Raw genomic sequence first — 22,211 nt, 5'->3', positions numbered from 1 at the left:
TCGACGGTGGTGCAATTTTCGGTGCCGTCTTGCGGCGTGAAAATGATGTCGGTGCCGCACGTTATCGTGCGCCAATGGTTACTCGCCCCAAAGTCGATCGCCTCGTCCTCTACAAGCACGGGGTGGCCTTCGTGAGTCGCCGCGGGCCGGTGGACGGCGACTTCGCGCTGACCTTTCGTCGCGACGACATGAAGGACGTGCTCAAGTCGCTGACCGTCGACGCCGTCGGCGGGAGTGCGTCGGTCGGCGCGGTCTGCTTCGACACCCCGGCGGATCCGGACACCGAACTGGCCGACCGCAATCTGCTGCTGGACTCGGGGGAGGCGCTCGTCGGCCTGCTCGATGCGCTGCGCGGCCGAGCCGTCGAGGTGCACTGCGGCGACCAGGCGCATCGCGGTGCGGTGATCGGTGTGGACGGGGCGGCCGGTGCGGGTAAGCACAGCCGGCTGCTGGTGCTGCGGTCCGAATCCGGCGCGCTCACGCTGGTCGACCTCGCCGACGCCCGGCGTCTCGACGTGCTGGAGGCGGCGTCCCAAGACGATCTGGACTACCTGATCGACCGGTCGCGCGCCGCCACGGCGGGCCACAACTGCGATGTCACCGTGCAGATCCGGGGTGCCGCCGACGACTTCAGGATGTCCTATCTGGTGGCCGCGCCGATGTGGCGGGTGTCCTACCGGGTGATCCGCGACGGCGACACGGTGACCCTGGTGGCGACGGGCATCATCCACAACCCGATCGATGAGGATCTGGCCGACGTCGAGGTGACTTTGACTACCGGCCAACCGATCTCGTTCGACATCGACCTCTACCACGGCCGCCGGGTGCAGCGGGTGGTGGTGGAGGAGAGCGAGCGCATCGCGGCGCCCCGGCGCGCCCACAGTGCCATGGCCGCAGCGCCGCGGTTGGGGGCGGACGTCATGCTCACGGCCGGCGGCTACGACGCGGCCGCCGCTGACGTCGAAACCGAAGACCGCGGTGAGTATTTCGAATACCGGCTGGGCGCGCCGGTGTCGTTGAAGCGGGGCGGCGCGGCGATGGTCCCGCTGGCGGTGGCGCCCGTCGACGCGGTTCGCCGGGAGGTGGTGTGGCGCGAGGACCGCGGGGCCGCCCCCGACATTGTGCTGGCGTTCACCAACACCACCGGCGTGGTGCTCGAAGAAGGCCCGGCCGTCATCTACGAACAGGACGGCTACGCCGGAGAGGCCATGCTGGGCTTCACCGCGCGCGACGCCGAGGTGCGGCTGGCGTTCGCCAAGGATCTCGCGATTCGCTGCCACAGCTTCGCGAGCTTTGAGACCGTCACCACCCGGATCCGGCTGACCGCCGACGCCGTGATCGAGGAGCAGCGCTGCGAGCGGCGACACACGCTGCACGCGGACAACGACCACGACGACCCGGCGGACGTCATCTTCGAACTGTTCGTGCCTCCTCAGCACTCCGTCACCGCGCAGGACGGCGCCACTGAGGCCGGCCGGGACGGGAGCTGGTGCCGGTTCGGCGTCCCGGTGGCCGGACACCAGAGCGCCGAAGCGACGGTGCTGCAGACCTGGCCGGTCTCATCCGAGATCGGCTACGACGACCTGGAACCGGGCCGGCTGGAGCAGTGGCTGGCCGGCCGGTCATTGGACGCTGGGACGGTCGGCGCGCTCTCGCAGGTGCTGGCGCATCAGAACAACGCTCGCCGGCTCGACGCGCAACGCGAACGCGCCGAAGAACAGCGCGACGAGGTCTACACCGCGCAGAGCCGCATCGCCGAACAGCTGCGGGTGCTCGGCACCGAGGGCGCCGAAGGCGAACTGCGGAACCGGCAGGTGCGTGAGCTCAACGCCCTGCAAGACCGGGTCGGTGAGTTGGACTCCGAGGTGCGCCGGCTTCGCGATGAGGCCGAGCAGGCCCGTCAGCGGGCCTCAGCCGAACTGCGGCAGCTGATCGCGCAGCGGCCGCTCAGTTGATCGGCGCGCTCACCCAGCGCAGATCGTCGACCACTCCGCGGGCCGCGATCGGTCCCTGCCCGGTCTGCCACACCTCGTTGTTCACCACAAACACCCGGCTGTCACGGTTGGCCGCCAGCCGGCGCCAGGAGACGCTGTCGAACACGGTGGCCGCTCGCGCCTTGGCCGCCGGCGAGGCAAACGACACGTAGACGATGTCACCGTCGGCCGCCGAGAAGTCCGCGCGGCCGCCCAGATCGCCGTCACCCGCGGTTATCTCGAGGTAGGGCTGGTCGGTGAACCGCTGCGCCGGCGGCCGGTCCACCCCGACCGCCTTGAGCACACTGGCGGCGAAGTTGGCCGCCCCGTACACCCGCAGGCCGTTGTCGGTGAGCTGCACCACCGACGCCTGGAAGTGGGTGGCGTCGCTGGACTCGCCGGTGGCATCGGCCTTCTCGCTGAACCTGCCCAGCACCTCGTCGGCGGCGCCGCTGCGCGCGGTCGCGGCGCCGACCCCGCGCAGGTTGTCCTCCCAGGCCGCGCCCGGCGCGCCGGTGAACACCGTCGGGGCGATCGAGGCCAGCTCGGCATATCCCGGCGTCAGGCCCTGTGCCCCCAGGATCAGATCCGGGCGCAATGCGGCGATGGCGTCGGTGTCGGGATTGCTGCGGGTGCCCACGGCCGGCAGGCCGTGCACCACGGCGCCCAGATATGACGGCTGGCTCTCCGCGCCGTCGGGCAGCGCGGCCCCGACGATGCGGGACTGGAGGCCCAGCGCGCACAGCGCATCGAGCTGATCGCCGGAGAGCACCACGATGCGCTCTGCGTCCTCGGGTACCTCGACGCCGGTCGGCTCCACCCCGGCCGCGTTGTGGACCGACCGCATCGGTGGTCCCGGATCGGCCCGGGCCGGCTCCGGGGCGCAGGACTCGTCGGGCCGGCGGTCGTTGCCGAGCACTCCGGCGCCGGCGACCATGGTGGTGGTGGTGGACGTCGGGGCCGTTTCCGCGCCATCGCCGGAACAACCCGAGACCGTGATCAGCATCACGGCCAATGCTGCCGCGGACACTGTCCGCCGGTCCGCCCTGATCACGCGGTGACGGTAACACCCGCTCGCCAGCGGCCCGGGGAGGAGACGAATACGACAGTTTGTAGGAGGGCTATACCGGCGCGGAGAGGCTCGGGGTTAGGATTCGACCCAAGTTCCGGGATGCCCATGTTTGGAGGAATGTTGACCGCCGAAGCACCCCCGCGCGCAGAACTCGAGCCGAGTCGGCCGTTCCCCCCTTTGATGGGTCCCAAGGGCAGCCTGCTCTACAAGATGATCACGACCACCGATCACAAGCTGATCGGCATCATGTACTGCGTCGCCTGCATGGTGTACTTCTTCATCGGTGGCCTGCTGGCGCTGCTGATGCGCACCGAGCTGGCCGCACCGGGCCTGCAGTTCCTGTCCAACGAGCAGTTCAACCAGCTGTTCACCATGCACGGCACGGTGATGCTGCTGTTCTACGCCACCCCGATCGTGTTCGGCTTCGCCAACCTGGTGCTGCCGCTGCAGATCGGCGCCCCGGACGTGGCGTTCCCGCGGCTCAACGCCTTCTCGTTCTGGCTGTTCGTGTTCGGCGCGACCATCGCGCTGGCCGGCTTCATCACCCCCGGCGGCGCGGCTGACTTCGGCTGGACCGGCTACACCCCGCTGAGCAACGCGGTGCACTCACCGGGCGCCGGTGCCGACCTGTGGATCATGGGCCTGGCCGTCGCCGGCCTGGGCACCATCCTCGGTGGGGTCAACATGATCACCACCGTGGCGTGCATGCGCGCCCCCGGGATGACGATGTTCCGGATGCCGATCTTCACCTGGAACATCCTGGTCACCTCGATCATGGTGCTGATCGTCTTCCCGCTGCTGACCGCGGCCCTGCTCGGCCTGGCCGTCGACCGGCACCTGGGCGGGCACATCTACGACTCCGCCAACGGCGGCGAGCTGCTATGGCAACACCTATTCTGGTTCTTCGGCCATCCCGAGGTGTACATCATCGCGCTGCCGTTCTTCGGCATCGTCAGCGAAGTGATCCCGGTCTTCGCCCGCAAGCCGATCTTCGGCTACGTCACCCTGGTGTACGCGACGATGAGCATCGCCGGGCTGTCGACGGCGGTGTGGGCGCACCACATGTACGCCACCGGTGCGGTGCTGCTGCCGTTCTTCGCGCTGCTGACCCTGATGATCGCCATCCCGACCGGGCTGAAGTTCTTCAACTGGATCGGCACCATGTGGCGGGGCCAGATGACGTTCGAGACGCCGATGCTGTTCTCGCTCGGCTTCATCGTCACCTTCCTGGCCGGCGGCCTGACCGGCGTCATGCTGGCCAGCCCGCCGATCGACTTCCACGTCAGCGACAGCTACTTCCTGATCGCGCACTTCCACTACGTGCTGTTCGGCACCATCGTGTTCGCCACGTTCGCCGGAATCTACTTCTGGTTCCCGAAGATGACCGGGCGGCTGCTCGACGAGCGGCTGGGCAAGCTGCACTTCTGGCTGACGTTCATCGGGTTCCACACCACCTTCTTGATCCAGCACTGGCTGGGCAACATGGGCATGCCGCGCCGCTACGCCGACTACCTGCCCACCGACGGATTCCAGCCGTTCAACATCGTCTCCACGGTCGGCGCCTTCATCCTGGGTGCCTCGATGCTGGCCTTCACCTGGAACGTGTTCAAGAGCTGGCGCTACGGCGAGGTCGTCACCGTGGATGACCCGTGGGGTTACGGCAACTCGCTGGAGTGGGCGACCAGCTGCCCGCCGCCGCGGCATAACTTCACCGAGCTGCCCCGGATCCGTTCGGAGCGCCCGGCTTTCGAGCTGCACTACCCGCACATGATCGATCGGCTGCGTGCCGAGGCGCACGTCGGCCGTCACCCCGGCGACGAGCTGTACGAGCCCGCAAACGCTTGATGAGCCCGCTGGGGGTGAGGTGGCGCCGGGTCCGGTCCGGCCGCCGCCGCGGGTGAGCATGCCCAAGGTTCCGGTGCTGATCACGGTCACCGGCGTCGATCAGCCGGGCGTGACGTCGGCGCTGTTCGAAGCGCTGTCGCGGTATCAGATCGAGCTGCTCAACGTCGAACAGGTCGTGGTCCGCGGCCGGCTGACGCTGGGCGTGCTGGTGTCGGCGGTACCGGAGGTGGCCGACGGGACGGCATTGGCCGCCGAGGTCACCGCGGCCATCCACGGCGTCGGGCTGGACGTCACGATCGAACGCAGCGACGACGCCCCGATCATCGCGGTGCCGTCCACGCACCGGATCGTGGTGCTGGGGCGGCCGGTGACCGCCGCCGCCCTCGGAGCGCTGGCCACCGAGATCGCGGAGATCGACGCCAACATCGACATGATCCGGGGCGTCTCGGATTACCCGGTCACCGGCTTGGAACTGCGGGTTTCGGTGCCCCCCGGCGCGGCCGGCCAGTTGCAGTTCGCGTTGAGCCAGGTCGCCGCGCAGCAGCGGGTCGACGTGGCCTTCCAGGACGCCAGCCTGTCGCGGCGGACCAAGCGCCTGATCGTCTTCGATGTCGACTCCACTCTGATCCAGGGCGAGGTCATCGAGATGCTGGCCGCGCGCGCCGGCGCCGGGGACGCGGTCGCGGCGATCACCGAGGCCGCCATGCGCGGCGAACTCGACTTCGCCGAGTCACTGCATCACCGGGTGGCGACGCTGGCCGGGCTTCCCGCCGGTGTCATCGACGAAGTGGCCCAGCAGATCGAGCTCACGCCCGGGGCGCGCACCACATTGCGCACGTTGCGCCGGCTGGGTTTCAAGTGCGGGGTGGTCTCCGGGGGCTTCCGCCAGGTGATCGCTCCGCTGGCCGACGAACTGAAGTTGGACTTCGTCGCCGCCAACGAGTTGGAAGTCGTCGACGGCAAACTCACCGGCCGGGTGATCGGGCCGGTGGTGGACCGGGCGGGCAAGGCCGATGCGCTGCGCGAGTTCGCCGACCGGGCCGGCGTGCCGCTGGAGCAGACCGTCGCGGTAGGCGACGGCGCCAACGACATCGACATGCTGGCCACCGCCGGGCTGGGCGTGGCGTTCAACGCCAAACCGGCGTTGCGCGAGGTCGCCGACGCATCGCTGAGCTACCCGTACCTGGACACGGTGCTGTTCCTGCTGGGTGTCACCCGCGCGGAGATCGAGGCCGCCGACGCGCACGACGGGGTGCTGCGCCGGGTCGAGATCCCGCCGGAGTAGCGGCGATCGCAAGCGCGGCGGAGCCGGGCGCTGCGGGTCGCCGCCATCGGCGTGGCCCCCTAAAACAGCGCGCCCACCACGATCAGCGGCAGCAACCCGAGGTCAGCGGCGATCGGGGTGCCGATGGCGTCGAGCAGGTTTCCGTCGGCGAGTTCACTGGTGAAGATCTGGTAGTCCAGTTGCGGCAGCGTGAACAGCACCGCGCTGAGCATGTCCAGTGGTGGGATTCCGGTGTGCGGTGGGAAGGCGCCGAAGAGGTCCCCCCAAGTGGTGGGCACCATCGACAGCACCGAGAACTGGCTTCCCGGAAGCATTTCCGCGGATTTGACGAGTTGTTCGGCCCATGACGGCAGGAAGTACACGTAGTTGTTCGGGTCGGTCAGATCTTTGAACGCGTCGGTGACGCCCTTCACCAGGCCGTCGGCCAGGGCTTGCGGAACCTGTTGCAGCACACTGGCATCCGGTAGGAATCCGAGCGGCGTGGGCACATCGGCGAAGCCCTGATCCCAGCCGTGCTCGAGGTTGCCGTAGCCCAGGTTCACCAGCACCCGCAGTGCCGGCTGCAGCAGGTCTACCAGGGGGTTACCGATGAACGGCAGCAGTTGCAGCGGAGCCAGCAGCGGCAGGGTGTCGGCCGGCAGCATGTAGTAGTTGGTCAAGGTATCGGCCGTCGAGGTCGGCAGCGCTACCGCGTCGGCGATTTCCTCGGGGGTGAGCCCCAGGTAAGTGGTGTGTTCGAAGACGATGCCCAGCGCCGCGTTGAGGTCGGCCAGGAAGTTGATCGGGTACCGGGGGAAGTCGGCGAAACCGTCGTACTCGTGGGTGTAGATGTCGGTGGGATACAGATCGTCCGGGGTGGCGCCGCTGAACGTGAGCCCCAGGCTCGGGATCGTCGGCATGCTGTCGTCCGGCAGGTTGAACCGTTCCAGCATGCCGCCGTTGGGGTTGGCGGGATCACCGACCAGTACGAAGTGCACCAGGTCGCGGGGAACGCCCTGCTCGGCGAGCAGTGACATGGCGACGGTCTCGACGTCGGCGCCCTGCGAATAGCCGAACACGACCACCGGGTTCGCGGCGTCCACGTGTCCGTCGGCGATCTGGTCCTGGATGGCGTTGACCAGCAGTTGGGCGCCCTGCGCCTCGGACTTGTCGAACCCCAGGCCGAACGGGCCCAGGAACGGGTAGAGCCCTTCGGGGGTGGTGACGATCTGCGTAGTGCCGGTGAAGCCGTGGGGTGCCAGGTATTGGTTGACGGCGAAGTCGGCGTAGGTCTGACTCGGCGTCGGCAAGCCGCTGCCACCCAGGATGAGGGCCGTGCCGCCGCCCAGCGAAGACGTGCCGTCGGCTGCGGTGAGCCGTATCGCCTGCTCCTGGGCGTCCGGCAGCGGGGAGGCGAGGAGACCGGCGGCGAGCCCGACGGCGAGTGCGGCGGGAAAGAGAAGCATCGAACCCCCCTTAAACATTGCTCAGGCGACAGTGTGCGCGCACTGTCGCGGAAATGACAACGACCTTTTTTGCACGGCGGCCGGTGATACCGGCACCCCGGCCGGTCGCCACCGGGTCGGGGTACGGCACCATAGGGCCGTGCCCGACACCGGACGCCCCGGCCCGCTTGCGGCGGCCGACCAAGATCTGTTGATCCACTTCGAGGGCGTTTCGCTGTGCCGGGACGGGCGCTCCCTGGTGGGGCCGCTGGACTGGTCGGTCGAGCTCGACGAACGCTGGGTGATCATCGGGCCCAACGGCGCCGGCAAGACCTCGCTGTTGCGGATCGCCGCCGCCACCGAACACCCGTCCTCGGGCGCGGCCTTTGTGCTCGGCGAGCAACTGGGCCGGGTCGACTCCACCGAACTGCGAGCTCGGGTCGGATTGAGCTCCTCGGCGCTGGCTCAGCGGATTCCGGACCACGAAACCGTCCGCGACTTGGTCATCTCGGCGGGCTATGCGGTGCTGGGGCGCTGGCGGGAACGCTACGACGCCATGGATCACGACCGCGCCGTGGACCTACTGGAGAGTCTGGGCGCCGAACACCTGGCCGACCGCACCTACGGCACGCTGTCCGAGGGTGAGCGCAAACGGGTGCTGATCGCCCGCGCCCTGATGACCGACCCCGAGCTGCTGCTGCTCGACGAACCGGCGGCGGGCCTGGACCTGGGTGGCCGGGAGGAACTGGTCGCCCGGCTGGCTGATCTGGCCGCCGACCCGGACGCGCCGGCGATCGTGCTGGTCACCCACCACGTCGAGGAGATTCCGGTCGGTTTCAGTCACTGCCTGCTGCTGGCCGAGGGCCGCCCCGTGGCGGCCGGTCTGCTCAGCGATGTGATGACCGCCGAGAACCTGACGGCCGCGTTCGGTCAGTCGATCTCCTTGGACGTCATCGACGGGCGATACTTCGCCCGCCGGACCCGCGGCCGGGCCGCTCATCGGAGGCAGGCATGAACCAGCCACCACCCCTGCCGACGCGACCCGCCGCGACCGTGATGCTGGTGCGTGACGGGGACACCGCGCTCGACGTTTTCCTGATGCGCCGCCACGCCGCCATGGAGTTCGCCGCCGGGGTGATGGTGTTTCCCGGCGGCGGGGTCGACGACCGCGACCGCAGCACCGAGATCGCCTGGGTCGGGCCGGACCCGTCCTGGTGGGCGCAGCGCTTCGGCGTCGAGATCGATCTGGCCGCAGCGCTGGTGTGCGCGGCGGTGCGGGAGACCTTCGAGGAATCCGGTGTGCTGTTCGCCGGCCCCGCCGACGATCCGCAGCGCGTCGTCGCCGATGCGTCGGTGTATGCCGACTCCCGGCGCGCGCTGGCCGTCGGCGAGCTGTCGTTCGCCGACTTCCTGCGCACCGAGAATCTGGTGCTGCACGCCGAGCTGTTGCGGCCGTGGGCGAACTGGGTGACACCAGAGGCCGAGCGCACCCGCCGCTACGACACCTATTTCTTTGTTGCCGCGCTGCCGGGCGGGCAGCGTGCCGACGGCGAGAACACCGAGTCCGACCGCGCCGGCTGGGTCACCCCCGACGCCGCGATCGCCGACTTCGCGGCCGGGCGCAGCTTCCTGCTGCCGCCGACCTGGACCCAACTGGATTCGCTGGTCGGGCGCAGCGTGCAGGACGTGTTGACGCTGGAGCGCCAGATCGTGGTGACCCAGCCGAGGCTGGCCCGGCATGGCGACAATTGGGAGATCGAGTTCTTCGACTCGACGCGCTATAACGAGGCGCGCGGAACGCGGTGGCCCGGATGAGCGAATTCGTCACGCTCCACCCGTCGCCGGCCGGAGTGGCCACCCTGGTGCTGTCGCGTCCGCCGAGCAACGCCTTGACCCGTCAGGTCTACCGGGAGATCACCGAGGCGGCCGCGGAGGTCTCGGCGCGCGACGACGTCGCCGCGGTGGTGTTGTTCGGTGGCCACGAGATCTTCTGCGCCGGTGACGACGTTCCCGAACTTCGCACCCTGATCCCCGCCGAGGCCGAGCGCTTCGCGGCCGTCCGACAGGAGGCCGTGGAGGCGGTGGCGGCGATCGGAAAGCCGACGGTGGCCGCGGTCACCGGGTACGCGCTGGGTAGCGGCCTGGCGCTGGCGTTGGCGGCGGACTGGCGGGTCAGTGGTGACAACGTCAAGTTCGGCGCCACCGAGATCCTGGCCGGCCTCGTTGCCGATGGGGCGGGATTGGCCCGATTGACCCGCACCATCGGGGCCAGCCGCACCAAGGAGTTGGCCTACAGCGGGCGGTTCTTCGATGCCGAGGAGGCGCTGGCACTGGGCGTGATCGACGATATGGTCGCCCCCGACACGGTCTACGACGCGGCGATGAGTTGGGCCGGCCGGTTTGTCGATGCCCCGCGGCAGGCGCTGGCCGCGGCCAAGGCATCGATCGACTCCGTGGCCACGCTGTCCCCAGCCGAGCGGGCCGCGGCGGACCGCCGCCGCTACGCCCAAGCGTTCGCCGCCGGACTCGGCGAAAACCCCCGATAATCGCCCGTTCTAACTCTCTTATCAGCTAACGTTCAGTCACGCGGCGATGTTCGCCGCGTGCCGGCGTCAGGGAGAGAGACCAATGCAGCCACTTGCCACCCGTCTGTGGATCACCGCGACCGCTGCGCTGGTCGCCGCGGGAGCTGTCGCTGCCACCCCGGTCGCGACGCCGCTGCCCGACGTCGCCGCGGTGGACATACTGCTGACCGCCCAGGACATCACCCTGGACTTGGTGCGCCACGGCGAGTCGGTGGACAACGCCGAAGGCTATTTGGGCACCTTGGCGCCGGGTGCGGAGCTCACCGAGCTCGGCCGGCAGCAGGCGGCAGACGTCGCCCCGGCGATTCATGAGGCGTTCCCGGACGGGATCGCCGGGCTCTTCGCCTCGGAGATGATCCGCGCCCAGCACACCGCCCAGCCGCTGTCCGATCTGCTGGGAATGGACGTCACGCACCTGGCCGGGCTCAACGAGATCAATGCGGGGTGGTTCGAAGGGCGCGAACTCGACACGCTCACCCAGATCGCCTACGCCCTACCGACATTGATGTGGGTCATGGGTCAGTACTGGGTACCGATGATGGGATCCGCGATCGACCCCAACGGGGTGGCGTTCAACGACCGCGTCACCGACGCGATCGAAACCGTCTACAACCACACCGTGTCCGACCCGGACAACCCGCTGAGCAGCGCGGTGTTCGCCCACGCGGGCACGATCGCGATCTGGACGTTGATGAACGTCAAGAACCCCGACTTCGGGCTGGTCATCAAAGAGTTGCTCGACACCCACACTCCGCTGGCCAACACCGGCCAGGTGGTGATCGAGGGCAATCCGACCGACGGCTGGACGCTGGTCAGCTGGGAAGGGCACGAGGTGTCGGCAACCCCGGACCTGCTCACCGGATTGTTCGTCGACTGGCGCGATCTCACCACGGCGCCGCAGGTCGCCGCCTGGCACATCCTGGAGGCCTTCCAGGGCGGCGACCAGGCCGACATCACCGCCGCCCTGCAGACCGGATTCGACCAGGTCGTCGCGGCGATCACCGCCTTCCCGCAGGCGGTTATCGACACCTTCAGCGGGGCGCTGAGCGGCTAGTCCCAACTCGGCGGCCCGAATTCTCCGGCAACCCATTGACAGTGAGGAAAACATCAGATTAGCCTCAGGGAATCCATTTGCGCTACGCGCCGTAGCGTAACGAAAACCTGTCGCTCGCCGAAGGGAACGTCATGAACCACACCCGCCCGTGGATCACCGCCGGAATCGCCCTCGTCGGCGCCGGACTTCTCGCCGTCGCCCCGGTGGCGCCGGTAGGCGGGCCGCTGCCCGCCCTCACGGCCATGCCCGGCATCCAGCTCGCGGCCGCCGACATGGTGCTCGACCTGGTGCGGCACGGTCAGTCGGTGGACAACGTCGAGGGCGTCATCGGAACGCTGCCGCCGGGGGCGGCGCTCACCGATGAGGGTGCGACCCAGGCGGCCTATCTCGCCGACCCCGACAACCCGCTGCGCCTGGCCGACCCGAGCTTCTACGGCGGGGTCTACGCGTCGGAGTTCATCCGGACTCAGCAGACCGCGACCGACTGGCTGACGGCCGCCGGCGCGTCGGAGACTTCGCCGACGGTCCTTGCCGGTCTCAACGAACTCAACGCCGGCCTCCTGGAAGGCAGCTCGCAGTCCAACCAGGCGATGGCGATGCTGTACCTGGTGGCGCCGCTGGCGTGGATGTTCGGCCAGTACTGGGTGCCGCAGCTGGGTTCGACGATCGACACCAACGGGATGGCGTTCCAGGACCGATTCAGCGACGCCGTCGAGACGATCTACAACAACGGCGGCCCGGTCGACGCCGACGGCAACCTCAACAGCGTGGCGTTTTCCCACGCGGCGGCGATCTCCACCTGGGTGATGATGAACGTCAAGAACCCCGATTTCGAGATCTACTTCAAGTCGTTGATGCAAGGGTTGCTGCCCAACACCGGTCAGGTCGTGATCGAAGGCAACCCGACCGACGGCTGGACCCTGGTCAGCTGGAACGGAACCGAGGTGGCGGAAAACCCCGGGCTGCTCACCGGGCTGTTCGTCGACTTTCGCGACCTGATGGTCGCGCCGCAGATGGCGAGCTGGCACATCATGGAAGCCCTGCAGGGCGGCGATCCCGCCGACATCACCGCCGCGTTGCAGACCGGCTTCAACGACGTGCTCGCCGCGTTCGCCGCGTTCCCGCAGGCCGTGATCGACACCATCACCGGGTCGATGGGCGATGCCGCCGGCAGCAGCGCGGCCGACGCGGTCGGCGACGTGGTGGCGGCGCTGGCCGGCTGAACCGCAGCTGGTGCCTAGCCGGGCGCGGCGGGTGGGCCCCGCAACGCCCGGCTTTGCCGTGTTCGAGAGGCCGGCGCGCCGGCGCCTGAAGACCGACCCCGCTTATAGCTGAGAATTGCGTATTGCGCAGCTCCTTGCCGAATACGTACTGTGAATTCAGTCACAAATGTCCTGTCGGGGGAGGATTGGACATGCAGCGACTCGAGATCCGTTCGTGGATCACCACCGGGATCACCTTGATCGGCGCCGGCCTTGTCGCCGTCACACCGGGGCTCCCGCCCGCCGCCGCGCACATTCCCGATATCCAGCTCGCCGCCGGCGACGAGCAGATCACGCTGGATCTGGTGCGTCACGGGGAGTCGACCGACGACGCCACCGGCATTCTCGGCACGCTCCCACCCGGCTCTCACCTCACCGATTTGGGCGAAACGCAGGCCGCCGACGTCGCCGCTGCCATTCAGAATGAATACCCGGACGGCATCGCCGGCATCTACGACTCGCAGCTGGTCCGGACCCAGGAGACCGCGGCCCCGCTGGCCCAGGCGCTCGGCATGGACGTGCAGACATTGCCGGGGCTCAACGAGATCCCGGCCGGGATCCTCGAAGGCCAGCCACGCGACCTGCTCACCGAGATCGGCTATTTCGCGCCGATGGCCGCGTGGGTTCTGGGCAATCTCTTCGTAGCGGAGCCCGGCACCAACTTCAACGGGGTGGTGTTCGACGAGCAGGTCGACCAAGCCGTCCAGACGATCTACAACAACACCATTGCCGACCCGAACGGCCCGATGACCGATGTGGCCTACTCCAGCGGCGGGCCGATCGCGATCTGGGCCCTGATGAACGTCAAGAACCCGCCCATCTTCCTGCTTCTGCAGCAGCTGCTCCAAACCCTCGGTCCGCCGCCCAACGCGGGCCAGGCCATCTTGCAGGGCAGCCCCACCGACGGCTGGACCATGGTCAGCTGGGACGGGACACCCGTCCCGGCGACCCCGGACCTGATCACCGGATTGTTCGTCGACTACCGCGACCTGGTCACCGCGCCGCAGATTGCGCTGTGGAACATCTGGCAGGCGATCCAGGGCGGCAACTCCGCTGACATCACGGCGGCGCTGCAGACCGGCTTCAGCCAAGTCGTCGCCGCGGTCGAAGCGTTCCCGCAGTCGGTGATCGACACCATCACCGGGTCGATGGGCGACGGCGCCGGAAGCAGCACGGGCGACGCGGTCGGCGACGTGGTGGCGGCGCTGGCGAGCTGAACCCAGGGCTTGGCCGGGCGCGGCGGTGAACCCCCGGCGCCCGGATACGGCATCTGAAGGCCGAGATCGGATTTCCCTGAAATCTAGGTATTGGCGCGCTCGCTACGGTCTATGTATCGTGGTACGAGTCACATAAATGTCCTGCCAGGGGAGACGGACATGCAGCGACTTGTCAACCATTCGTGGGTGCTCACCGGGGTCACGCTGGTCAGCGCCGGCCTTGTCGCCGGGACGCCGGTACCACCGCCCGCCGGCGCGCTCGCCTTTGACGTTCAGCTCACCGCCGAGGACATCACGCTGGATTTCGTGCGGCACGGGCAATCGACCGACGACCTCAATGGCATTCTCGGCACCATGCCGCCCGGCGCCCACCTCACCGACCTGGGAGAACAACAGGCCGCGCAGGTCGCCCAGGACATTCAGCAGGAGTTTCCGGGCGGTATCGCCGGCATCTACGCCTCGGAGCTGGTCCGGACACAAGAGACCATGGCCGCGCTGGCCGCACTTTCCGGGATGCCGGCCGTGACGGTGCTGCCGGATCTCAACGAGATCCCCGCCGGCCTCTTCGAAGGACACCCCCGCGACCTGATCACCGAAGCCAACTTCTTCCTGCCGATGGCCTCATGGATCCTCGGCAACCTCTTGGTTTCGGAGCCCGGCACCAACTACAACGGGGTGGTCTTCGAGGATCAGGTCAACCAAGCCGTCCAGACGATGTACGACAACACCATCGCGGCTGACGGCCCGACGACCGCGGTGGCGTCTTCCAGCGGCGGGGACATCGCCATCTGGATTCTGATGAACGTCAAGAACCCCGATATCTGGCCGATTCTGCAGACGGTGCTGGAAAACGGCGGCCCGCCTCCCAACGCGGGCGAGGCCATCCTGGCGGGCAACCCCACCGACGGCTGGACCCTGGTCAGCTGGGACGGCATCGCCGTGCCGGCGACGCCGGATCTGATCACCGGATTGCTCGTCGACTACCGCAACCTGATCACGGCGCCGCAGATCGCGTTGTGGCACCTCTGGGAGGCCATCCAGGGTGGTGACCAGAGCGACATCAGCGCGGCGTTGCAGACCGGATTCAATGACGTCCTCGCCGCGTACGAGGCCTTCCCGCAGTCGGTGATCGACACCATCACCGGCGCGTTTGGGGGCAGCGCCGGCGGGGCCGCGGACTCACTCGCCGACGGCTTGCTGGGAGCGATCTAACCCGAGGTCGGCCCAGCCGTTAGGCTGACTCGCTATGACGAGTACGGACCCGACGCCGAACCCGCACGCCACCGCCGAGCAGGTGGAGGCCGCCCGCCACGACAGCAAGCTCGCTCAGGTGCTCTATCACGACTGGGAGGCCGAGCAGTACGACGAGAAGTGGTCGATCTCCTATGACGAGCGCTGTATCGACTATGCCCGGGGCCGCTTCGATGTGATCGTGCCGGCGGCCGACCGGGACAAGCTTCCGTATCACCGGGCTCTGGAGCTGGGCTGCGGCACCGGGTTCTTCCTGCTGAACCTGATGCAGGCCGGGGTGGCGCGACGCGGCTCGGTGACCGACCTGTCGCCGGGCATGGTCAAGGTCGCCACCCGCAACGGTCAAAGCCTCGGCCTGGAGATCGACGGCCGGGTCGCCGACGCCGAGGGCATCCCGTACGAGGACAACACTTTTGACTTGGTGGTCGGTCACGCGGTGCTGCACCACATCCCCGACGTCGAGCTGTCGCTGCGTGAGGTGGTGCGGGTGCTCAAGCCCGGCGGCCGGTTCATCTTCGCCGGCGAGCCCACGACGGTCGGCAACTTCTACGCCCGCCGGCTGGCCGACCTGACCTGGAAGACCACGGTCGCCGCGATGAAGCTGCCCGGGATGGGCTCCTGGCGTCGGCCGCAGGAAGAGCTCGACGAGAACTCGCGGGCGGCGGCCCTGGAGTGGGTGGTCGACCTGCACACCTTCGAGCCGAGCGATCTGGAGCGGATGGCCAGCAACGCCGGTGCGGTCGAGGTGCGCACCGCCAGCGAAGAGTTCACCGCCGCCATGTTGGGCTGGCCGGTCCGGACCTTCGAGTCGACCGTGCCGCCGGGCAAGCTGGGCTTCAAATGGGCGAGGTTCGCCTTCCGCAGCTGGACGACCCTGAGCTGGGTGGACGCCAACGTGTTGAGCCGGGTTGTGCCGAAGGGCTGGTACTACAACGTGATGGTCACCGGGGTCAAGCCCTCCTGAGCTACCGCTTCTCGCTGGCCGACGTCGGCTACCTGCGGTCGGCGGCCGGTACCGCCGCCCTGGCCGAGGTAGCGGGCTTTGCCCTCACCGATGCCACCCGCATCGCCGACATCGCCACCCTGCGGGGTCGCTTCGGTGACCGGACGCCGGCCCTGGCCGAGACCGTCCTGCTGCGGCGCCGGGCGGCGGCCAAGCTGGCCGAGCTGCCGGACACCTCGCAGTGGCTGTTCACCGACGAGGCGCTGCAACAGGCCAGCGCCGCACCGGTGGCACGACACCGCGCGCAGCGGATCACCGCGACCGTGCCCGATGCCGTCGTGCACGACGTGACCTGCTCGGTCGGTACCGAATTGGCGGCGCTGTCCGAGGTCACCGCCGCTGTGCTGGGCAGCGACCTCGACCCGGTTCGGCTGGCCATGGCACGCCACAACCTGGCCGGGGCGGCCATGGTCGGTCTTGTTCAAGCCGACGCGTTGACCCCGGTCACCCGCAACACTGTGGTGCTGGCCGATCCCGGCCGCCGCGGTGGTGGACGGCGTCGCTTCGATCCGGCCGATTACGAACCCGCCCTGGACCGGCTGCTGGACGCCTACACCGGCCGCAATCTCGTCGTAAAGACCGCTCCTGGAATCGATTTCGAGAAGGTCGAGAGGCTCGGCTTCCAGGGCGAGATCGAAGTCACCTCCTGGCGCACCTCGGTACGTGAGGCCTGCCTGTGGTCGCCCGGACTGTCCGGGCCCGGTGTACGCCGCCGCGCGGTGATCCTGGACCGCGACGAGCAGATCACCGACGCCGAACCCGACGACTGCGACGTGCGCCCGGCAGGGCGGTGGATCATCGATCCGGACGGCGCGGTGGTGCGAGCTGGCCTGGTACGCCAGTACGGCGCCCGGCACCGGCTCTGGCAGCTCGATCCCGACATCGCCTACCTGTCTGGAGATGAACTACCTTGCGGGGTAAGGGGATTCGAGGTACTCGAGACGTTGGCCTACAGTGAGAAGCGGCTGCGTCAGGCGCTGGCGGCGCTCGACTGCGGAACCCTGGAGATCCTGGTGCGCGGCGTGCGCGAGGTACAGGCCGACCCCGATGGCTTGCGCCGGCGGCTGCGGCTGCGTGGACAGCTGCCACTGTCGGTGGTCATCACCCGCATCGGGGCCGGGACAACGGCTCGGGCAATTGCGTTTATCTGCCGTCCATCCCGGTGAACGGCCCGGTAGGCTATCGGCTTCGGGGCCATTCCTGCTTGCTGCGGCAAGTCGAGACAAAGCGAGACGAACCGACAATGCGCATCGTGGTGGCCGCCCTGTTGGCGGGCGGGGCAGTAAGCGGGTGGCTGGGCATACCAGGCCCGCCCTCGGCGATGGCGGCCTCGCCGTGTGCCGAACTGGGCGGAAACGTCGAGGCCGGCGGGCTGTGTCACGTCCACTCCTCGAACTCCAGCTACACCCTGGACATGAAGTTCCCGGTCGACTACCCCGATCAGCAGACGCTGACCGACTACCTGGTACAGAACCGCGACGGATTCCTGACCGTCGCCAAGTCGCCCGGGTCGCGCGACATGCCCTACGAAATGGACGCCACCTCTGAGCAGCACCGGTCGGGGCAGCCGCCCAAGGGAACTCAGAGCGTCGTGCTCAAGATCTTCCAGGACCTCGGCGGCCCGCAGCCCTCCACCTGGTACCAGTCCTTCAACTACGACCTGACCGCCCGCAAACCGATCACCTTCGAGACGCTGTTCGCGCCGAACAGCAAGCCGCTGGAAGCGATCTTTCCGGTCGTGCAGCGCGACCTCGAGCGCCAGACCGGTGTGCCGGCGATCCTGATCTCGCCGGGCTCGGGAATGGACCCGTCGCACTACCAGAACTTCGCCATCACCAACGAGGACGTGATCTTCTACTTCTCGCCCGGCGAGCTGCTGCCGATGAGCGCCGGTGCCACCTCGGTGAAGGTGCCGCGCACCGCGCTGCCGCCGCTGGCCGTCTGAGGCGATCGCGAGCGCGGCGGAGCCGGGCGCGGCGGGTCGCCGTAACGGCTCTGAGGCGCTCGAACGCACCTTAGGCGGGGGCGAAGCTGAAAACCTGCCCGGCGCTGGTGGCGACCACCACCCGCCGGTCGTGGCCGACCGACACCCCGAGCGGAAACCCGCGCGATTCGGGCAGCGGATAGCTGTTGACGGTGTGGCCGTCGTTGGGGTCGAACACCAGCAGCGACAATCCGGCCGGGCCGACACTGGTACCGGCGACGACGGTGTAGCCGACCTTTCCGGCCAGGCTCGACGACGACAGCGGAGTGGTGTCGTCGCGGCGCCACACCTGCTCGGCGTACTCGCCGCGGTCGGCGAACGCGACCAGGTCGGTGTCCGGCCCGCCGCCGGAGACGATCAGCCCGCCGGGCGTCACCGCCGGCGGGGTCTGCGCCAGGAACTTCAGCGGCACCGACCATTTGGCCTTCCCGTCGGCGGCGTTGATCGCCCAGAGCCGTTGGTCGCGCCCGTTGACGTAGACGGTCGCGCCGTCGGCGGACAGCACCGGGCTGGCCAGCACTCCGGCGGCGACGGCGTCGCTGGTCCACTCCTGGGTGAGTAGGGGAGTGCCACCCGGGTGGTACTTGATGCCGACGAGTCCGGACTCGTCGGCGCCGGGGCGCCACAGGCTCACCACCACGGTGTTGCTCGCCGGTGAGAAGGCGGGGGCGGCCGCGACCGGGCAGTCCGGCCGGGCGGCGGCGCAGTCGGACAATCCACGGCGGAAATCGGTCGGATCGACACCGTCCACCAGGTCCAGCGGGGTTCCGACGACGGTGCCGCGGTGCGCGTCGAACACCAGTGTCTGGCCGAGGTGGGTCACCACCAGCAGCAGGCCGTCGCCGAGGATCCGCGGCGTCGATGGCATCCCGATCACCGGTGCACGCCAGCGGATCCACTGGGTGGGCGGAAACGACAGCATCGCACCCGGCTGGCCGACATAGACGTTGTCGAAGCCGTCGATGAGCGGGCCGAAGAACCCGCCGCCCTGATGCAGCCGGGTACACCAGCGCTGTCTGCCGTGGTCGGCGTTCTCCCACTGCATCAGCGAACAGCCGGTCTCGGTCTGCCCGTTGAGCACCAACCAGCCGTGCACGCCCAGCGCAGGGCCGGCTCCCAGCTCGCCCTTGACCGAGCGGGTCCAGTCCAATTGCAGGTCGGTGGCCCCGGTAGTGGCGGTGTTGCTGCTGTTGGCGGCGTCGGAATACTGGGCGGGCCAGCCCGGCGCGGGCGCGGCGTCCACCCACGAATCGGTGTTGGCGCAGCCGCCCAACGTCACGGCCACCGCTATCGCCGCCGTCGTCGCGACGGCTGCCAGGACACCACGTCGCCGCAACACAGTGGCAATCCCCAATCCCGGAGTGAACGAGTCCAGGTGAGGGTAGCGCGTGCGCCGAACCCGCTCGCGTAGGCTTTCCGGCCATGACGACCATGTGGGGTGCTCCGATCCACAAACGCTGGCGCGGTTCGCGCCTGCGGGATCCCCGCCAGGCCAAGTTCCTCACCCTGGCCTCGCTGCGCTGGGTGTTGGCCAACCGCGCCTACACGCCCTGGTACCTGGTGCGTTACTGGCGGCTGCTGAAGTTCAAGCTGGCCAACCCGCACATCATCACCCGCGGCATGGTGTTCCTGGGCAAGGGCGTGGAGATCCAGGCCACCCCGGAGATGTCGTACATGGAGATCGGCCGCTGGGTGCACATCGGCGACAAGAACACCATCCGGGCGCACGAGGGGTCGCTGCGATTCGGCGACAAAGTGGTACTTGGCCGCGACAACGTCATCAACACCTATCTGGACATCGAGCTCGGTGACTCGGTGCTGATGGCCGACTGGTGCTACGTCTGCGACTTCGACCACCGGATGGACGACATCAACGTGCCCATCAAGGACCAGGGCATCGTCAAGAGCCCGGTGCGGATCGGTCCGGACACCTGGGTGGCGGCCAAGGTCACCATCCTTCGCGAGACCAGCATCGGCCGCGGATGCGTACTGGGCGCCCACGCGGTGGTCAAGGGCGTCATCCCGGACTACTCGATCGCGGTGGGCGCGCCGGCCAAGGTGGTCAAGAACCGCAAGCTGGCCTGGGAGACCTCTGCCGCCGAGCGGGCCGAGCTGGCCGCCGCGCTGGCCGACATCGAACGCAAGAAAGCGGCGCGCAGCTAGGCGGTCCGGCCGGAACCCCATCGCGCTGCTTGGCGCCGCCCCGGCGGGCAGACTTGACCAATGCCCGCCCTGCTGTGGTTTCGCCGCGATCTTCGGCTGCATGACCTGCCGGCGTTGCTGTCCGCGGCGTCGGACAGCAACGACGTGCTGGCCTGCTTCGTTCTCGATCCGCGGCTGGAGGCATCGTCGGGCCCGCGCCGGATGCAATTCCTGGGTGACTCGCTGCGGCAGCTCCGCGACGACCTCGATGGCCGGCTGCTGGTGACCCGGGGACCGCCCGAGCAGCGAATCCCGTCGATAGCCAACGAGATCGGCGCGTCGTCGGTGCACATTTCGGAAGATTTCGCGCCGTTCGGCCGGCGCCGTGACGAGCGGGTCCGGGCGGCTCTGGGGCAGGTGCCGCTGGTCGCCTCCGGATCGCCCTACCTGGTCTCCCCAGGACGCGTACTCAAAGACGACGGCAACCCCTTCAAGGTGTACACACCGTTCTTCCGGCGCTGGCGCGAGCACGGGTGGCGGACCCCGGCCCGGTCTGACCGGACCTCGGCGCGCTGGCTGGACCCGCAAGACCTGTCGACACGATCGGCCGAACCGGTGGACATTCCCGACGCCGGACTGCCGATGCCCATCGCGGCAGGTGAGGCAGCGGCGACACGCCACTGGACGAACTTCGTCGAGACCGGGCTGGAGCGCTACAGCGAGGACCGTAACCGCCCGGACCGCGCGAGCAGCCGGATGTCGGCGCACCTGAAGTTCGGCACCATTCACCCGCGCACGATGCTGGTCGACTTGGATCTACGCCGCGCCGGCGCCCAGGCCTATCTGCGCGAGCTGGGGTTCCGGGACTTCTACGCGGCGGTGCTCTATCACTGGCCGCGCAGCGCCTGGTGGAATTGGAACCGGAATTTCGACGCCATCGAGACCGACACCGGCGCCGAGGCGCAACGGCTTTTCGAATTGTGGAAGGCCGGCGAAACGGGATTTCCGATAGTCGATGCCGGGATGCGTGAGCTCAACCAGACCGGTTTCATGCACAACCGGGTCCGGATGCTCACCGCGTCCTTTCTGGTGAAGGACCTGCACCTGCCCTGGCAGTGGGGCGCGCGCTGGTTCTTGGAGCAACTGGTCGACGGAGACCTGGCCAGCAACCAGCATGGGTGGCAGTGGTGTGCGGGTTCGGGCACCGACGCCGCACCGTATTTCCGGGTCTTCAACCCCACCACCCAGGGCGACAAGTTCGATCCCGACGGCGCCTATGTCCGACGGTGGATTCCGGAATTGGCCGACATCGACGACGTCCATCTCAAATGTGGGCATCGTCCGCCCGGTTACCCGGACCCCATCGTCGACCACGGTGCCGAACGCCGGGAAGCGCTGCGCCGGTATCAGTTTGTCGGGCCGAAGCCGGAGAGCGGATCAAAGGGCAATCGACGTTCGCCGAATTAATATTTTAGAAAATGAAAAAGATCGCGGGTCGCGTTAGGGTGGCGGTTGATCCGCATCGAGCGCGGCGTGCGAACCCGGAAGGGCCAGGAGTCCGAACGTCAGCCACGGGGTATACGCCAGCGGTACCCACACGTCTGGTGAAAGGGCCGGTATGCGCATCCCCACCCTGGTCGGCACTGCGGCTGCCGTCCTGCTGACCTCCACGCTCGGCGCCGCCGCGACCACCCCGGCGGTCCGATCGACGTGGTATGACCACCTCCGCAAGCCGGCCTATCAACCGCCCCGGCAGGTGTTTCCGGTGGTGTGGCCGGCGCTCTACGCCGACATCGCCATTGTTTCGGCGTCGGCGATCGACCGGTTGCGAGACTCCGGGCAGGCCGGCGAGCAACGCGCCTATCAGGGCGCGCTCGCCGGCAACCTGGCACTCAACGCCGGATGGTCGTGGTTGTTCTTCAACCGGCGGCGCTTCGGCGCCGCCACGCTGCTGAGTGCGATCCTCACGGTCAGCAGCGCCGACCTTGCCCGTCGAGCGGTCAGCGTCGATAAGGCGCGGGCGGTACCGCTGGTGCTGTACCCGCTGTGGTGCGCCTTCGCCACCGTGTTGTCCGGGCACATCTCGGTGCTCAATCGCCGACGGCGGTAGCGCG

The 22,211-nt window shown here is 68.4% G+C and carries 19 protein-coding genes; 16 read left to right on the top strand and 3 right to left on the bottom strand.

Annotated elements, in window-relative coordinates; translation table 11 throughout:
- The first annotated feature begins 74 nt into the window (after window positions 1–74).
- On the top strand, window positions 75–1,955 hold the full coding sequence (locus tag A5648_RS01440; protein ID WP_065022836.1) for a hypothetical protein: 1,881 nt from the start codon (window positions 75–77) through the stop codon (window positions 1,953–1,955).
- Here the strand turns inward: A5648_RS01440 and A5648_RS01435 are convergent.
- On the bottom strand, window positions 1,948–2,979 hold the full coding sequence (locus A5648_RS01435) for an iron-siderophore ABC transporter substrate-binding protein (protein WP_065022885.1): 1,032 nt from the start codon (window positions 2,977–2,979) through the stop codon (window positions 1,948–1,950). The genes A5648_RS01440 and A5648_RS01435 overlap by 8 nt on opposite strands.
- A gap of 186 nt (window positions 2,980–3,165) precedes the next feature.
- Here A5648_RS01435 and ctaD point away from each other — a divergent pair, with 186 nt between their 5' ends.
- Window positions 3,166–4,890 (top strand): aa3-type cytochrome oxidase subunit I, encoded by a 1,725-nt coding sequence (gene ctaD, locus A5648_RS01430; protein ID WP_064854812.1) that lies wholly within the window; start codon window positions 3,166–3,168, stop codon window positions 4,888–4,890.
- A 58-nt stretch (window positions 4,891–4,948) separates the two neighbouring features.
- Entirely contained in the window at window positions 4,949–6,175 is a 1,227-nt protein-coding gene (serB, locus tag A5648_RS01425) for a phosphoserine phosphatase SerB (RefSeq protein WP_065022835.1), read from the top strand.
- A 59-nt stretch (window positions 6,176–6,234) separates the two neighbouring features.
- Here the strand turns inward: serB and A5648_RS01420 are convergent, their stop codons facing one another.
- Complete coding sequence (locus A5648_RS01420) at window positions 6,235–7,620, bottom strand: PE-PPE domain-containing protein (RefSeq protein ID WP_065022834.1); 1,386 nt, start codon at window positions 7,618–7,620, stop codon at window positions 6,235–6,237.
- Window positions 7,621–7,759: 139 nt separating this feature from the next.
- On the opposite strand from A5648_RS01420, the gene A5648_RS01415 reads away from it, so the two are divergent.
- The 10 genes from A5648_RS01415 to A5648_RS01370 all read left to right on the top strand — a co-directional run bounded on the left by A5648_RS01415 (window position 7,760) and on the right by A5648_RS01370 (window position 17,916).
- On the top strand, window positions 7,760–8,614 hold the full coding sequence (locus A5648_RS01415; RefSeq protein ID WP_065022833.1) for an ABC transporter ATP-binding protein: 855 nt from the start codon (window positions 7,760–7,762) through the stop codon (window positions 8,612–8,614).
- Window positions 8,611–9,414, top strand: coding sequence for an NUDIX hydrolase (locus tag A5648_RS01410; protein ID WP_065022832.1), 804 nt, complete (start codon window positions 8,611–8,613; stop codon window positions 9,412–9,414). Before A5648_RS01415 ends, A5648_RS01410 begins: the two co-directional genes overlap by 4 nt.
- Window positions 9,411–10,145: an enoyl-CoA hydratase gene (locus A5648_RS01405; protein ID WP_082966276.1), complete on the top strand. Its 735-nt coding sequence runs from the start codon at window positions 9,411–9,413 to the stop codon at window positions 10,143–10,145. Before A5648_RS01410 ends, A5648_RS01405 begins: the two co-directional genes overlap by 4 nt.
- Before the next feature lie 82 nt (window positions 10,146–10,227).
- A complete protein-coding gene (locus A5648_RS01400) occupies window positions 10,228–11,238 on the top strand; it encodes a histidine phosphatase family protein (protein ID WP_065022830.1) in 1,011 nt (336 codons plus the stop codon).
- Between the two features lie 131 nt (window positions 11,239–11,369).
- Window positions 11,370–12,461 (top strand): histidine phosphatase family protein, encoded by a 1,092-nt coding sequence (locus A5648_RS01395; protein ID WP_065022829.1) that lies wholly within the window; start codon window positions 11,370–11,372, stop codon window positions 12,459–12,461.
- 191 nt (window positions 12,462–12,652) lie between these two features.
- Window positions 12,653–13,717, top strand: a complete 1,065-nt coding sequence (locus A5648_RS01390; protein ID WP_065022828.1) for a histidine phosphatase family protein — start codon at window positions 12,653–12,655, stop codon at window positions 13,715–13,717.
- Between the two features lie 159 nt (window positions 13,718–13,876).
- Window positions 13,877–14,929 (top strand): histidine phosphatase family protein, encoded by a 1,053-nt coding sequence (locus A5648_RS01385; protein ID WP_065022827.1) that lies wholly within the window; start codon window positions 13,877–13,879, stop codon window positions 14,927–14,929.
- Between the two features lie 34 nt (window positions 14,930–14,963).
- Complete coding sequence (locus A5648_RS01380) at window positions 14,964–15,932, top strand: class I SAM-dependent methyltransferase (RefSeq protein WP_065022826.1); 969 nt, start codon at window positions 14,964–14,966, stop codon at window positions 15,930–15,932.
- Entirely contained in the window at window positions 15,929–17,137 is a 1,209-nt protein-coding gene (locus tag A5648_RS01375) for a THUMP-like domain-containing protein (RefSeq protein WP_165607283.1), read from the top strand. Before A5648_RS01380 ends, A5648_RS01375 begins: the two co-directional genes overlap by 4 nt.
- A 77-nt stretch (window positions 17,138–17,214) precedes the next feature.
- Window positions 17,215–17,916, top strand: a complete 702-nt coding sequence (locus A5648_RS01370) for an esterase (RefSeq protein ID WP_065022825.1) — start codon at window positions 17,215–17,217, stop codon at window positions 17,914–17,916.
- Between the two features lie 70 nt (window positions 17,917–17,986).
- Here A5648_RS01370 and A5648_RS01365 read toward each other — a convergent pair whose 3' ends face one another.
- A complete protein-coding gene (locus A5648_RS01365) occupies window positions 17,987–19,273 on the bottom strand; it encodes a PQQ-binding-like beta-propeller repeat protein (protein WP_109470646.1) in 1,287 nt (428 codons plus the stop codon).
- A gap of 104 nt (window positions 19,274–19,377) precedes the next feature.
- Between A5648_RS01365 and A5648_RS01360 the strand changes: the two genes are divergently transcribed.
- The 3 genes from A5648_RS01360 to A5648_RS01350 all read left to right on the top strand — a co-directional run bounded on the left by A5648_RS01360 (window position 19,378) and on the right by A5648_RS01350 (window position 22,207).
- Entirely contained in the window at window positions 19,378–20,118 is a 741-nt protein-coding gene (locus tag A5648_RS01360) for an acyltransferase (protein ID WP_065022823.1), read from the top strand.
- 60 nt (window positions 20,119–20,178) lie between these two features.
- Window positions 20,179–21,564, top strand: a complete 1,386-nt coding sequence (locus A5648_RS01355; protein ID WP_065022822.1) for a cryptochrome/photolyase family protein — start codon at window positions 20,179–20,181, stop codon at window positions 21,562–21,564.
- 151 nt (window positions 21,565–21,715) lie between these two features.
- Window positions 21,716–22,207, top strand: coding sequence for a TspO/MBR family protein (locus A5648_RS01350; protein ID WP_065022821.1), 492 nt, complete (start codon window positions 21,716–21,718; stop codon window positions 22,205–22,207).
- Window positions 22,208–22,211 lie beyond the last annotated feature (4 nt).

It is taken from the genome of Mycolicibacter sinensis, from assembly GCF_001673565.1.
GTDB lineage: Bacteria > Actinomycetota > Actinomycetes > Mycobacteriales > Mycobacteriaceae > Mycobacterium > Mycobacterium sinense_C.
This window is presented reverse-complemented; position numbering and strand designations above follow the sequence as displayed.